General features: G+C 62.5%; 14 protein-coding genes. 4 read left to right on the plus strand and 10 right to left on the minus strand.

Annotated features, from left to right (window positions below):
- Positions 1-59 precede the first annotated feature (59 nt).
- Positions 60-278: a cation transporter gene (locus B5E66_RS07995; RefSeq protein ID WP_087231182.1), complete on the minus strand. Its 219-nt coding sequence runs from the start codon at positions 276-278 to the stop codon at positions 60-62.
- A 29-nt stretch (positions 279-307) separates the two neighbouring features.
- Entirely contained in the window at positions 308-634 is a 327-nt protein-coding gene (locus B5E66_RS08000; RefSeq protein WP_087231185.1) for an ArsR/SmtB family transcription factor, read from the minus strand.
- Positions 635-1,102: 468 nt separating this feature from the next.
- Here B5E66_RS08000 and B5E66_RS08005 point away from each other — a divergent pair, with 468 nt between their 5' ends.
- Complete coding sequence (locus tag B5E66_RS08005) at positions 1,103-1,489, plus strand: thioesterase family protein (RefSeq protein ID WP_087231188.1); 387 nt, start codon at positions 1,103-1,105, stop codon at positions 1,487-1,489.
- Positions 1,490-1,491: 2 nt separating this feature from the next.
- On the opposite strand, the gene B5E66_RS13515 is transcribed toward B5E66_RS08005, so the two are convergent.
- Positions 1,492-1,617 carry a hypothetical protein gene (locus tag B5E66_RS13515; protein WP_255396632.1) on the minus strand — a complete coding sequence of 42 codons (126 nt, stop codon included), beginning with the start codon at positions 1,615-1,617 and terminating at the stop codon, positions 1,492-1,494.
- Positions 1,618-1,922: 305 nt separating this feature from the next.
- Between B5E66_RS13515 and B5E66_RS08010 the strand changes: the two genes are divergently transcribed.
- Positions 1,923-3,284, plus strand: a complete 1,362-nt coding sequence (locus B5E66_RS08010; protein WP_087231191.1) for a hypothetical protein — start codon at positions 1,923-1,925, stop codon at positions 3,282-3,284.
- A 103-nt stretch (positions 3,285-3,387) separates the two neighbouring features.
- Positions 3,388-3,882: a MarR family winged helix-turn-helix transcriptional regulator gene (locus B5E66_RS08015; RefSeq protein ID WP_087231195.1), complete on the plus strand. Its 495-nt coding sequence runs from the start codon at positions 3,388-3,390 to the stop codon at positions 3,880-3,882.
- Positions 3,883-4,021: 139 nt separating this feature from the next.
- Here B5E66_RS08015 and B5E66_RS08020 read toward each other — a convergent pair whose 3' ends face one another.
- The 7 genes from B5E66_RS08020 to B5E66_RS08050 form a co-directional block, all read right to left on the minus strand.
- Positions 4,022-4,435, minus strand: a complete 414-nt coding sequence (locus B5E66_RS08020; RefSeq protein ID WP_087231198.1) for an EamA family transporter — start codon at positions 4,433-4,435, stop codon at positions 4,022-4,024.
- A gap of 94 nt (positions 4,436-4,529) precedes the next feature.
- Complete coding sequence (locus B5E66_RS08025; protein WP_087231201.1) at positions 4,530-6,215, minus strand: DUF2264 domain-containing protein; 1,686 nt, start codon at positions 6,213-6,215, stop codon at positions 4,530-4,532.
- A gap of 52 nt (positions 6,216-6,267) precedes the next feature.
- Positions 6,268-7,428, minus strand: coding sequence for a glycoside hydrolase family 88 protein (locus B5E66_RS08030; protein WP_087231204.1), 1,161 nt, complete (start codon positions 7,426-7,428; stop codon positions 6,268-6,270).
- A gap of 106 nt (positions 7,429-7,534) precedes the next feature.
- Positions 7,535-8,395, minus strand: a complete 861-nt coding sequence (locus B5E66_RS08035; protein ID WP_087231207.1) for a carbohydrate ABC transporter permease — start codon at positions 8,393-8,395, stop codon at positions 7,535-7,537.
- Positions 8,396-8,410: 15 nt separating this feature from the next.
- Complete coding sequence (locus tag B5E66_RS08040) at positions 8,411-9,337, minus strand: carbohydrate ABC transporter permease (protein ID WP_087231210.1); 927 nt, start codon at positions 9,335-9,337, stop codon at positions 8,411-8,413.
- 101 nt (positions 9,338-9,438) lie between these two features.
- The gene (locus B5E66_RS08045; protein ID WP_087231213.1) at positions 9,439-10,761 is read right to left on the minus strand and encodes an extracellular solute-binding protein; all 1,323 of its coding nucleotides are present in this window, start codon (positions 10,759-10,761) and stop codon (positions 9,439-9,441) included.
- A gap of 241 nt (positions 10,762-11,002) precedes the next feature.
- Entirely contained in the window at positions 11,003-12,205 is a 1,203-nt protein-coding gene (locus tag B5E66_RS08050; protein ID WP_087231216.1) for an MFS transporter, read from the minus strand.
- 342 nt (positions 12,206-12,547) lie between these two features.
- On the opposite strand from B5E66_RS08050, the gene B5E66_RS08055 reads away from it, so the two are divergent.
- On the plus strand, positions 12,548-14,329 hold the full coding sequence (locus B5E66_RS08055) for a sensor histidine kinase (protein ID WP_087231219.1): 1,782 nt from the start codon (positions 12,548-12,550) through the stop codon (positions 14,327-14,329).
- The last annotated feature ends 1 nt before the right edge of the window (position 14,330 follow it).

Below are 14,330 nucleotides of genomic sequence, written 5' to 3' on the forward strand. Positions count from 1 at the left end.
GAAAACGTTGAAAACTCCACCTTTTTCACAGCCAGCCCCTGTGGAAAATCCGGCCCGCCTTACAAAAAGATCTCGCAGTCATCCTCCACCCGCTTGCAGTTGGCACGCACCTGCTGCATCACGGCCTTGGGGTCCTGGCCCTCCTCAAACTCCACGCTCATTTTCAGGGTCATAAAGTTGACCGCAGCCGCCTTGACGCCAGGGGTCTTTTGGGCGGCAGCCTCCATCTTGTTGGCGCAGTTGGCGCAGTCCACGTCGATCTTGTAGGTCTTTTTCATCGTGTATCCGTCCTTTCTGATGCAGGGTGTCATTCTTCGATATGCTCCATTCCCAGCGACAGGATGCTCCGCACATGGTCGTCATCCAGCGCATAATAAACGGTCTTGCCCTCCCGGCGGAACCGCACCAGCTTGGAATCCTTCAGCACCCGCAGCTGGTGGCTCACCGCCGATTGGCTCAGCGCCACCGCCGCAGCGATATCCTGGACGCACAGCTCCTGGTCGTGCAAAGCATACAGGATCTTGATCCGGGTGGAATCTCCAAACACCCGGAACAGATCCGCCAGCTCATACAGCACCTCATCGTCCGGCATCGCTTCGGGCACGGCGGCCCGGGCCTGTTCGTTCTGCTCCATGGTCAGCCTCCTTCGTTTTGATATGTGAGCATCTGTTCATATGTACAGTATAGCACGCCCTTTTCAAATGTCAATAGAATCACAAAGAAAATTCCATCAAATGAACAAAAAAGTCCTGTCCAGCCGACATATGCGGATGGACAGGACACATACAGGACAGCGAAGCTGAGGCGCGTCCTGCGGACGAAACAGCCGAAGCGGAGCTGGGGCAGCCGTCCAAATTTACGAGCGCGCTGCGAAAATCGGCTAAGCGCAAGAGAGCCAGGGGGAAGAATTTCTGACCTGCGCATGCAGGCAGAAATTGGTCCACCCTAAAGCGTGTCAAACGACACGCTCAAGCGCCCCGCTTTTGCAGCAAAACAGGCATACATTGCTGTAAAAAGCGGAGGCGCACATTCTGAAATTGTGGTATACTGGTATCATCAGCGCCGGGTATGGCCCGGCTGTGCATCAAAGGAGGAAACAACTATGCTGGAAGCTGGCATCAGCGGCCAGGCCGCTGTCATCGTTACGTCCGCCAATACCGCCCGGGCTATGGGCAGCGGCACGTTGGAAGTATTCGCTACACCGGCCCTGGCCGCCCTGGCTGAACGGACCTGCTGGGAGAGCGTGGCCCCCCATCTGGCGCCGGGACAGGGCACTGTGGGCACCAAACTGTCCCTGGAGCACACCGCCCCCACCCCTGTGGGGATGACGGTCACCTGTACCAGTGAACTGCTGGCGGTCAATGGGCGGACCCTGGTTTTTTCGGTCTCGATGGCGGACGACAAGGGCCCGGTGGGCCATGGCGTCCATGAGCGGGTCATCATCGACGAGGCGCGGTTTTTGTCCAAGGCGCAGGCCAAGCTGGGCTGAATTTACTGCGGCGGCGGCTCCTTTTCCTGCAAGCGGAGGGGAGGGGGTTCCTGGGCCAGGTAGGCCGCCTCGGCCCGGGCCTGGGCCTGCTGCAGCAGACGGATGGCCGCCTCATTGGCGCGGAACATCTCCAGGTAAAGCTCTCTGTAATCCGGCGCGGCAATGCGCCCCCTTTCTGCCAGAATACTTGTAGGGTGCCCCGCGCCGGCCCGGTCCATCCGGGGGAAGGTTTTCCAGCCGGCCGGGCAAAAAGAAAAGCCGTTTTGAAAAGGTATACCTTTCCAAAAGCGGCCCTGCCTGCGTCTTGCACATCGGATTATAGCACACCAGCGCACGTCTTGCAACCGGCGCGGCCCGAAGGCCCCCTGTTTTGCAGTGTATACCTTCCAAATCCGCCCCTGCCCATCCCATTCAACGATAAGGAGGAAGTTTCATGCAAAAGATCGTAAGTTTTCTCACGGCCATCGTCATGACCCTATCGGGCTTTTTCTTCCCGGGGTCCAGCGGACAGATCTACCTGTTGGGCGAATCCCACGGCGATTCTTCCATCATGGCCGTTGAACTGGAGACCTGGGACCGGTACTACCAGCAGGGAATGCGGCATCTGTTCATCGAATGGCCCTACTACGATGCGGAATTCCTGAACCTGTGGATGCAGGCAGAGGATGACGCCATCCTGACCCAGCTGTTCGAGGATATGGCCGAAACCGCCGCAGCCCAACCGATCTACTGGGATTACTGGCACACCTTCAAGGAGAAGTATCCCGAGACGGTGTTCCACGGCACCGACATCGGCCATACCTACCAGAACAGCGGCCCGCGCTATCTGCGCTATCTCGAGCAGACCGGACAAAAGGACTCGGAGGCCTACCGCATCACCCTGGAAGTGATCGAGCAGGGCAGAGCCTATTATGAGGACCACGGCGGCAGTTATGCCTTCCGGGAGCCTCTGATGGTCCACAACTTCCAGCGCGCCTACGACGCTTTGCCCGCCGGCACCAGCATCATGGGCATCTACGGCGCGGCCCACACCAACCCCGGCGATACCGTCGAGGGCACCAGCGACCCCAACATGGCCAGCCAGCTGCAGGAGATCTACGGCGACCGCCTGCACACCACCGACCTCACCGCCTATACCATCGACGACAGCCAGACCGGCCAGACCCAGCCCGTAACCATTGGCGGCCAGGACTTCACCGCCGTGCAGGTGCTCCGGGCCGTCCGGCAGTCCACCGGTGAGAGCTATACCTACTGGCTGGTGCCCGACGCCTACACCGCCGCACTGGGTCAGCCCCGCAACGAGACGTTCTCACCCATTTCCAATTTCCCGGCCGCACTGGAAGTCGGTCAGGTGTTCCTCTACGACCACAGCCTGCCGGATGGTTCCACCGAGCGCTTTTTCTATTATTACGATGGCTCGCAGTATTTGGATGTGCAGGTGGCCTGGGGCTTTGGCGCCGATCTGGAGCCGCTCCAAATCGGTCAGACCCGGACCCTCACCATTGCCGGCAAAGATTACACCGCCGTCAACCAGGGGACCACGGACCTGAGCGTTGTTTTTCCCCAGTACCGGAGCCGGACCTTCTGGCTGGTCCGGGACGCCTACGGCGATGTGAAAAACCTGCCCGCCATCGCCAATATGCTGCCCTATGACAACTACCCCGACGATGTGGAGGAGGGCCAGGTGTGGGCCATAGAGTACACGCTGCCCGACGGCAGCATCCAATGGGAATACTACCGGGCCGACGGCGCCTTGTACAACGGCCGGCCCGCCACCACCCAGTTTGAGGGCTGACAGCCCGAAGAAAAGCCGGACTTTTCTCCCGGCAGGGGTTTCACTTTGTTCAAATTTGTGATATAATACAAAGTGTAGATATACCCAGAAAGGGGGAAAGTCCATGCTGGAGGACGTGTTCCAGGCCGTATACACCAAATTCAAGCTGCATTTTTATCAAAAGGTGTTCCATCGGTTCGCCACACGGGAGGCCACCCTGACCACCGTGGAATCCTTTTGCATGGAGGGCATCATGGCCCTGGGGGAACCCACCATCGCGGAATTTTCCCGCATGATGCAGATCTCCACCCCCAACGCCGCCTATAAGATCGGCAGCCTTGTGCGCAAGGGCTATGTGGAGAAGATCCAGTCCACCACCGACCGGCGGGAATACCACCTGCGCCCCACCCAGAAGTATATCGACTATTACAGCATCAGCTATGCATACCTGCACACCGTCATCGAGCGGGTGCGCCAGCGCTTTTCGCCCGAGGACGTGGCCAAGCTGGAGGAGATGCTGACCATCATCAACGACGAGCTGATGCCCGAGCTGCAGCTGCCTCCCAAAAAAGAGGCGGGCGCCGGGGCCTCCAAACCTTCCGGCTCCGACCCGGAATGACCATCCCACCCAAAACAGCAACACCGCTCCGGCGCGATCGGCGCCGGGGCGGTTTGTTTTTGTCCGCAAAGGGCAGGGGCGGCGGGCAAAACAAAAAGCGCCACGCTTTCGCGGGCGCATACGGCGCATCCATTCTATTTTACAGCACCATCAGCAGGGTGCCCGCGCCGATCAGGACGCAGCCGAACAGGCTCTTGGATGTGAAGGGCTCATGCAGAAAGACAAAGGCCAGCACCAGAGTGATCACCACACTGAGCTTATCCACCGGCACCACCTTGCTGGCCGCGCCGATCTGCAGCGCATGGTAATAGCACAGCCAGGATGCCCCTGTGGCCAGGCCCGACAGGATCAAAAACAGCCAGCTTTTGGGGCCGATGCCCTGGATGCCCTTCTGGGCGCCGGTCAAAAAGACCATCCCCCAGGCCAGCGCCAGGACCACGGCCGTCCGTATGGCGGTGGCCAGGTTGGAGTCCACCCCCTCGATGCCCACCTTGGCCAGGATGGATGTCAGGGCCGCGAACACCGCCGACCCCAAAGCAAACAGAAACCACATTCCGTATCACCTCGATGTTTTTATTATAGCGCTGCTCATCCTCCTGTACAAGAGCACAAAAACGCCCCCATGTTCAAAACACGGGGGCGCCGTTTTAACCCTGGGCTTTGATCTCGGTTTCGAGAACGGTGTGGCCCTGGGGGATGTCATAGCGCACCGCCGGGATGCGGACGTTGGGGCTGTACAGGCTGACGTTGGGGTCGCACTGGATGACGGTCCCTTCGCCGCTGCCGCTGACGGTGCAGCTCAAAGTCCGGTTGCGGGCGCTGGCCTGGCCGCCGGCGGTGGACTCCAGATAGCCGGGGGCAAAGCAGGGGACCGCAAAGCCGCAGTCATACGCTTCGCACGCCCAGCTGCTGTCGATCTCGTGGCGGCGGATGTGGCCCTGGGGGGTGGGTATGATGGTGGTGGTCACCTGGATGCCCGGGAAGGGGCTCCACCGGCTGACCACGCGGTCCTCCTGGATCTGGTGGGAGAGGGATACCTTCCGCACAAACACATTGTCGTCGATGACAAAGGCCAGCATACTGTCGGGAGCCGCCTGCCAGATCACCTCGCGGCTGCGGGAGGCGCAGAACCCAAACCGGGTATCGTAGGCGAACTTGGCGTATTTCTCGGGGAACTGGCCGTGGCCATGTCCCTCGTTGACCCCGGCGGCATAGGCGGTCACCCGGCCGCCGGAGCGGGCCACCAGCATATTGGCATGGGGCATGGGCTTGACCGCGTCCAGCTCGGGCAGGGGCAGGGCCTCCGCCTGCCAGAAGGGGTGGTCATCCGGCAAAGCCAGCAGAATGAAGCTCTTCATCCCCCAGTAGGGGCTGCCGGGGGCGTTGTACCGCTCGGCCATGTACATCTGGGGATAGCAGTAGCCGATGGTCAGGATGCCGTCCCGGTCGAACATCTTCTGCTCCAGCCACCAGTGGAAGTTGCGGACGATCAGCCCCTTCATCACCCCCAGGGGGAAGGGCTCCAGCCCGGCCCAGACGCAGGCCGCCCAGAAGCAGTTTTGGGCGAAGCGGTAGGTCAGGCTGCGGCCATAGGGCAGGGCCGCGCCGTTCTCGTCGAACCAGTAGATGAACTGCTGTGCGAACAGCTCCGCCCGGCCGCGGTAGAGCGCCGCCCGCTCGGGGTCGGTGTCCGCGGCGAATTTGGAGTAGAGCACCCCGTAATACTGGATGGCCCAGGGGATGTAGTAATCCTTCTGGGGGCTGGCGCCGTCGGTGGACCAGCCGTCCCCGCTGTAATAGCTGTCGATCCGGGCCAGGCCCCGGGCCATGTTGTCGGGGTCGTAGGGCATCCCGCACTTTTTCAGGGCCAGGTTGACCAGGATCATAAAGAACTGCCAGTTGCACTCGGGGATCTGGTGGTGGTTGATTTGGTCCAGCCAGCGGGCCAGGTTCTGCTTTTCGGTGTCCGAGAGGGGGTCCCACAGCTTTTCGGGGACGGTGAGCAGGCCGCAGGCGATGGCGGCCATCTCGACAAAGCACTGGTCGTAGTCCCCGCACTCCCCCCAGTATTCGGGGTTCTGGGGGTCCGCGCCGGCGGCCAGGCCGCGGCGGTAGATCTCCTCAAAGGCGGGGTCCGAACCGCCCCCCGCCCAGAAGGGCACCAGCGCCCACAAAGGCCGGCTGAACGCCTCCAGCTCGATGGCGGCCTGGCCATAGGTGACGCCGGTCTCCCCCAGGTGGAGCCGGGCCCGCCCCGCCGAATAGCAGGGCTTGAGAGGGTCAAGGAACAGGTGCATCAGCGCCTGGAAATCCTGTTTGGAAGAAAGCTGCATACAGTTTGCCTCACTTATCGTTTCTAGGTCCAAAAGCAGGCAGAGCGCCTGCTCACCAATACATCTCCCAGTCTTTGGTCAGACGGGTCAGCGCTTCCATATAGAAGTAGTCGCCCCAGCTGGTACACTCATCCACGCCCTCAGGGGTGCAGGTGTTGTAGGGGCTCTTTTTGCTGTAAGTGCCGTGGAGCAGCTGCCCCGAACCCAGGGTGCCGGGCCGGACGGCGTAGTGGTCCCACAAAGAGGCCACCATCTGCCGGGCCAGGGTGCGCCAGCTCTCGGCCTCGGCGGGGTCGGCATACTTGGCCGCCTCTAGCAGGCCGCAGGCCACGATGGCCGCCGAGGAGGAGTCCCGGGGCTCGCCGCTCTCGGGGGCAAAGATCATATCCCAGCAGGGCACCAGGTCGTCGGGCAGCCGGGAGAGGTAGAACGCCAGCGCCTTGCGGAACACCTCCAGGAATTTGGGGTCGTGGGTGTAGGTGTAGCCGATGGCGCTGCCATAGACCCCCCAGGCCTGGCCCCGGGCCCAGAAGCTGTCGTCCTTGTAGCCCTGGCAGGTACGGCCTCCCTTGGGGGTGCCGTCGGGGTTCATGTAGAAGGTGTGGTAGGTGCTGCCGTCCGACCGGAAGGAATAGGCCAGGCAGGTGGCCGTGTGGGCCGCGGCGATCCGGCGGTATTTGTCATCCCCGGTCTCCTCCGAGGCCCAGTAGAGCAGGGGCACATTGAGCATACAGTCGATGATGAAGCGGTAGTTCTCGGGGTCGTCCATGGTGCCCCAGGCCTGGAGAAAGCGCCCGCTGGGCTGGTAGCGGGTCAGCAGCTGGTCCGCCGCCGCAAGGGCGGCCGCCCGGCCCTTTTCGCTGCCCACCAGCTTCCAGGCTGCCACGCAGGAAGGGCTGTACAGAAAGCCCATGTCGTGGTGGTCCACCTCCACCTTCCGGCGGATGCGGTCGGCAAAGCTGTCCACCTGGGCCAGGGCGGCGGCTTTCAGGGTCTCCTGGCCGGTGGCCTCATAGGCCAGCCAGATCTCCCCGGGCCAGAAGCCGCAGGTCCACTGGTTGTTGGGGCAGCCGGGGTAGACGCCGCCCACGCTGGAGTGGTTCTGGCACTGCCAGGTGTACAGGGGAAGGTTGGTCTCCACCTGGCGGCAGGCGTCGGCCAGGGCCTGCCGGGCCTCGGAGTCGGTGAGGACGCGGTTTGGGAAGGTGCGCATACAATGCCTCCTTGCAGACAAAAGAAGGCGGGGCCGGGCAAACGCCCCGGCCCCGCCCCGTTGATGTTGGGATATCGTCAAAGACAGGGTCCCTCGCGGGCGGATCTCAGCCCTTGATGCCGCTGGAAGCGACGCCCTGGACGAAGTATTTCTGGAGGGACAGGAATACGATCAGCACCGGGATCAGCACCACGACCGACGCGGCCATGATCAGGCCATATTCCGCCGAATACTGGGAGATGAACATGCGCAGGCCGATCTGGATGGTCTTGAGCTCGGTCCGGGTCAGGTAGATCAGGGGACCAAGGAAGTCGTTCCAGGTGTTGACGAAGGTGAAGATGGTCAAGGTGGACAGGGCCGGCAGGCTGAGGGGCAGCATGATGTGCCACCAGATGCCGTATTCCGTCAGGCCGTCGATCCGGGCGGCCTCGCACAGCTCGCTGGGCACCCCTTCATAGAACTGCTTCATCAAAAAGACGCCGAAGGCGCTGAACGCCTGCAGGCACATGATGGCCAGGTGGGTGTTGTTCAGTCCCCAGGAGCTCATCATCATGAACTGGGGCACCATGTAGGCCTGCCAGGGCACCGCGATGGTGGCGATGTAGCCCAGGAACAGGACGTTCTTGCCCTTGAACTGCATCTTGGCGAAGGCGTAAGCCGCAAAGGACGAGGTGAACAGCTGCAGCAGGGTGACCACGATGGTGATCTTGGCGGTGTTCTTGATGAAGGTCAGCAGGGGGATCTCGGTCCAGATGTCCACATAGTTCTGCCAGCGGGGGTTTGCGGGGATCCACTGGATGGGGAAGCCGAACACGTCCTTGTTCTCTTTGAAGGAGGAGGAGAGCATCCACAAAAAGGGCAGCAGCATGAAGGCGGTAATGACGATCAGGAAGAAGTAGATCATGAACCGCATGATGGCGTTGCGCCGCTTCTGGGACGCATGATCTTTGACAGCAGAAACAGCCATGGTTATCCTCCTCCCTTAATTTTCGCCCCGCGAGCCGCGGAACTGGATGACGGTCACGATCAGCACCAGTACGAACAGCACCATGGCGATGGCGCTGGCATAGCCATACTTGGGGGTGTTGACGAACGCGACGTTGTAGATGTAGTACACCAGGGTCATGGTGGCGTTGCCGGGACCGCCCTGGGTGATCATGTACATCTGGTCGTAGACCTTGAAGCCCGAGATGGTCAGCATGATGACCACAAAGAAGGTGGTGGGGCGCAGCTGGGGCAGGGTGATGTGCCAGAACTGCTGCCAGCGGTTGGCGCCGTCCAGTTCAGCGGCCTCGTTCAGGTCGGGGTTGCAGCCCTGCAGGCCGGCCAGATAGATGACCATATAGTAGCCCATGTTCTTCCACACGCTGAACAGGATGACCGTCAGCATGGCAGTATCCTTGCCCGCAGCCCAGCGGGGCAGGTTCTCCACGCCCAGGGCGGCCAGCAGCGAGTTGACCGGACCCATGGCGGGGTTGAAGATCATGTTCCACACGGCGGCCACCGCGACCAGCGATGCCACGTAGGGGAAGAAGGCCACGGTGCGGAAGAAGTTGCGCAGGCGGACGTTCTGGTTGAGCAGAACCGCCATGGCCAGGCTGCACACCAGCGTCAGGGGCACCGTGCCCACCACATAGACGATGGTGTTGACCAGAGCCGCCTGGAAGATGCGGTCGGTCTGGAACAGTCGGATGAAGTTGGAAATGCCCACAAACTCGATGGCGTGGCGGCCGTCCCAGGAGCAGAAGGCCAGCGCGATGGCAAAGACCATGGGCACCAGTGTAAAGACACAGAAGCCGATGAAGTTGGGGGCGATGAAGGTGTAAGCGGTCAAAGTATCCCGCACCGATTTCCGCAGCACTTTGCGGGGCGGCTTGTCCGCCTTGACGGCAGCGGCAGGATTGGCCATAGGGGAGTTCCTCCTTTCCGAGTCACTTACAAATAAAGCGGGGCGGGCGTCAGATGCCCGCCCCGCACCGGTACAAAAGGATCAGGCGCTCCGCACAGCAATCAGGCCAGGATGACCGACACCTGATCGTTCATGTTCTGGATGCCCTCGTCCACCGTCTCGCTCAGGGTCATGATGGCGTCATGCTCTGCATTGAGGATGGTCTCGATGTCGGAAGCGTACATGGTGTAGGGCATCTCCAGGTAGACGGCGGTGGTGTTCAGCGCCTCGATGGAAGCCTCGTCCTGGGGGAAGCCCTCGGTGGCGCTGATGATCTGGTTGGTCTCAGCGGAACCGCAGGCGGGGAAGGTGCCGGTCTCGGCGATGATCTTGGCGCCCTCCTCCGACACACACCAGTTGATGAAGTCGGCGGCAGCCTCAGCCTTGGGCGAATCCACGTTGATGGCCAGGGCGGTCACGGTGCCCAGAGTGGAGCCGGCGGGGGCGTTGGCGGGGTGAGGATACTTGACCATGCCCCAGTTGAAGGGAGTCTCGGCCTCGGCCATGTAGGTCTGCAGGGTGGCGATGAACCAGCTGCCCATGGGCATCATGGCGCACTGCTGGTTCTCGAACGCTGCCGAGTAGTGCAGGGAGGAGGTCTTCAGGTAGCCGTAGTCCATGCAGATGCCGTCGTTCTGCTGGGCCAGCACCAGGTCGTAGGTGGGCTTCATGAAGTCGTAGGTGCCGTCCACGATGGTGTGCTCGCCGTCCAGGATGGAGAACAGGGACACGCAGGAGCGCCAGGTGTGGTAGTGGGTGCCGTACACCTTGCCGTCGCCCTCGCCGCTGGTCATCTGACGGGCCAGAGCGTCGTACTCCTCCATGGGCAGGTCGTTGGCGGGGTAGGGCACGCCGGCGGCGTCGAACAGATCCTTGTTGTAGAACAGGACCCAGAAGTCATTGCGGAAGGGCACGGCGTAGAAGTTGCCGTCATCGGTGGTCAGCTGCTCGATGGTGCCGTTGAAGTCGGCGGTGTCACGGGTCAGCACGTCGTTCATGGGGGCCAGGTAATCCAGGTTGATCAGGTTGGCGTAGCCGGGGATATCCTTGATGCTCAGGATATCGATATCGGCCGAGCCGGCCAGCTGGGTGGCCAGGACGGTCATGTAGTCGGTGGAACCCAGGTCCAGCATCTCGATGGTCACATCCGAGTGGCTGGCCATGTAGCCGTCCGCCATGGCTTTCCAGTATGCGGTGGACTCCATATCCCACACGGTCCAGACCAGGTTGGTGGCGCCGCTCTCGGAAGCAGCGCCGGACGCAGCGGTGGAACCGGCCGTGGAAGCCGCAGTGGAGCTGGAGCTGCCGCCGCAGGCAGCAAGTGCAGTGGTGCCGGCGACGACCGCGGCAGCCTTCAGGAACGAACGGCGGGAAATCTTTCTCATGATCTTTGCCTCCTGTGGAAATCTTCTTCTCTTTCTTCTTGGGACCTTTGGGGAATCCCGGCGTCCCGCCCGGGTCTCGATGGGCGGGCGCCTTCTTTATCTATACTATAATGCGGCGGGCTTTTGTTCGGAATGGAAAATCCCCAAAACGGCCTGCAATATTTTTAGGATTTGCAGAAAAGATGCAATATCTTCAGCTCAAAGCTGTAAATCCTTCATCTTTTGCACAAAAGCAATTGTCTTATTCGATATTTTCGGTACTATATATACAAAGACCTTCCCGTCCGATGGTCCGGGCGGCCCAGGCGCCGCAGCCGGCCAGGGCGGCGCCCACCGCCCAAAAGCAGGCGGCGGCCCCGGCTGCCGCCACCGCCGACGAGCCCGCCAGGAAGGCCGCCTCCAGGGCGCTGCTGCTCATGTGAAAGACCGACAGCGCCCAGGCCCGGTCGTCCTGCAGGCCCCGGGCGTCGATGAAGGCGTTCTCGCCGGCCTCCAGCAGACAGGCGGGCAGCTGCAGCAGCAAGGGCAGCGCCAGCATCAGCGCCAGGGCAGGCCCGGCCCGGCGCACAAGGCCCAGCGCCGCCATGACCGCGCCGGCCGCGCCGCAGCACAGTCCCAGCGCCCGGCTGCGCCAGGCGGCGGGAAGGCGCCGCAGCAGAGGAGCGGCCAGCATCTGCAGGGCCGAATACCCCAGGATGACCGGGGTCATCCACTCAGGGCGCAGGCCGCAGGCCGCCAGCTTGTCCGCATAGAAAAAGTTGACCAGCAGCTGCCCCATGCTCAGCGCCGCCAGGGCCGCCATCAGAGCCAGGGACCGGCGGTCCAGCAGCTGCCCGATCCGGGCGCGGCCGCTTCCGGGGCGGGAGGGGGCAGGGGACTTTTTCTCGGCGGGCAGGGTACAGGCGGCCAAAAAGGCCACCCCCGCCGTGCACACGGTGGCGGCCAGCAGGCCGGTCAGCCCCTGCCAGGCGTACAGCCCCGCATACAGGACGGTGCTGGTGATGAAGCCCGCCGTCTCCCGGTTTTCCACCTGGGCGGTGCGGGCCAGGAAGGCCTCGGGGGGCACAGTCGCGTAGAGATAGGCGCTGCGGGTGCCCGAATCAAAACCAAGGGCCACCCCTTCCACCGCCGCTTCCAGCCCGAACAGGGCCGGCGAGCCGCACAGAAAAGCCGTCAGCAGCAGCGTCCGGGCCAGCAGGAACAGCCCTTCGCACAAAACCAGGGTGTTGCGGTAGCCGATCCGGTCGGTCAGACGGCCGGCCGGCAGTTCGGACAGCAGCGCGGCGCAGGCCAGCGCCGCCTGCAGCAGAAAGAACTGCCCCACCGTCACGCCGGCGGCGGTCCGCACCAGCAGCGCCACCGGCCCAAAAAAGACAAGCCCGTCAAAAAAGGACTTGACGTCCAGGCCGTCCAGCGGGCGGCCTGCTTTTCCAGCGTATTCCATTGTACGATCCTCCAGTGCAGCGCACAGGGCGGGCCGGCAGAAGGCCGCGCACCGCTCTTGCGCATCCGTCAAAGCAGCAAAAAAACACCGCCGCGCACCCAAAAGCACGCCCTTTGGCAGCGGGCGTCCGGGAGCGGGGCAGAGCGCTTTCAGACAGATGTCAAGGCAGGATCACATGGAACAGCATGGTCAGGTTCCTTTCTTCACGGGCTGATGATCTGGCCTCATTATAGCACGGCGCCCTTGTCTGCGCAAGCCGGGAATGAAGGTTGACATCCCGGCCAAAAAAAGCTACTTTATAAAAAGACCGATCCGCATGTTCCACAAAAAGGGGGGAGCGCCATGAAGTTTGCGTGGATCCGCAGGATGTCCCTGCGCCGTCAGATCCTGTGGGGGACCCAGCTGTTCACCGCCGTTGTCAGCCTGCTGGTGGGCCTTGTGCTGTTTTATGTGTCCGACGCCAACATCCGCTCCAACACCCTGCGTTCGGTGGAGTTCAACCTTCAGCAGATGGCCACCTCGGTGCAGACCAGCATCAAGACCGCCAACGATCTGCTGAACTGGGCCTCCACCGACAGCACCCTCCGCCGCTATCTGTCGGTGGACACCCTGGACGGCCTGCTGACCTCCTCGGCCTACAATACGTTCCAGGACCGGTATCTCTCCAGCCAGCTGCAGACCCGGATCACCCGGTTTTTCATCACCAACGGCACCGACCGCTTTTTGCAGCAGGGCAGCCTGAGCAGTTCGGTGGCCCTGAACGCCCAGACCCTGCCCCTGTTTGAAGGCTTCCCGGCGGGGCAGCTGTCCTTTGCCCAGGACCCGCTTCTGGCCACCCACCCCGACTGCCTGGTGATGGTGCGGGAGATCCGCTCCAACCGCGTCAACGTGGGCTGGGTGTACCTGGGCCTGGACACCGCCGTCATCACCGGCGCGGCCGACAATTACATCATGCCCGAAAACGGCGCCCTCTACTGGAAGCTGGGGGAGCAGCTGTGGCGGATCGACGGACGGCACCTCTCCGCCCTGGAGGAGGGCCTGGACGCCTCCTCCTACCACGCCAGCGGGCTGGCCTCCCCCGATACCCGGGTCTACCGTGTGATGCGCAACGGCAACCCCTTTCTGGCGGTGGAAGTGCGCCTGGACGGCTGGGACGCCGGGCTGGTGCAGCTTTTCCCCGAGAGCACCCTGCTCAGCCAGCGGATGATCTATCTGGTGCTGATCGGGATGGGGATCCTGCTTTTGTGGCTGATGGACGCGCTGCTGCTGCGCTGGCTGGACGCGGTCATCACCCGGCCGGTGGCCGCCCTGCGGCACCGCATCGACCAGATCAGCGAGGGGAACTTCACCATCGACCACGACATCGAGTGGACCAACGAGCTGGGGGACATCGGCCGGGGCATCAACCACCTGGCCGGCAACATCGAGGGCCTGCTGGCCCGCCGCCTGGAGGACCAGAAGCGGAAGCAGGACCTGGAATACCAGATGCTGCAGACCGAGATCAACCCCCACTTCATCTACAACACCCTCAATTCCATCCGGTGGATGGCCACCATCCAGAACGCGCCCGGCATCGCCGAGATGGTCACCGCCTTTGCCCGGCTGACCAAGAGCGTCTCCAAGAGCACCCAAAAGCTGGTGACCCTGCAGGAAGAACTGGCCCTCCTCAACGATTACTTTACCATCCAGCAGTACCGCTATGGCGGGGATATCCAGATCGAGGTGGCCCACATCGATGACGAAGCCATCTGCCGGGACTGCATGATCCCCCGGTTCACCCTGCAGCCCCTGGCCGAGAACGCCATCTTCCACGGGCTGGAGCCCCGGGGCGGCTACGGCAGCGTCCTGCTGGAGATCCGCACCAGCCCCGACAACGGGGACGTACTGGTGACCATGACCGACGACGGGGTGGGGATGCCGCCCCACCAGGTGGCCCATCTGCTGGACCCGCCCGAGACCCAGGCCGACGCACAGGACAAGATCCGCCATGTGGGCCTGTGGAACGTCCACCGGCGGCTGCAATATTCCTTTGGGCCGAATTATGGGCTGGCCATCGAGAGCGAGCCGGGGGTGGGCACCGCCGTGACCATCCGTCTGCCCTACCGCAAGAAGGAAGGAGGCTGAT

Source organism: Faecalibacterium sp. An121 (assembly GCF_002160915.1).
GTDB classification, from domain to species: domain Bacteria; phylum Bacillota; class Clostridia; order Oscillospirales; family Ruminococcaceae; genus Faecalibacterium; species Faecalibacterium avium.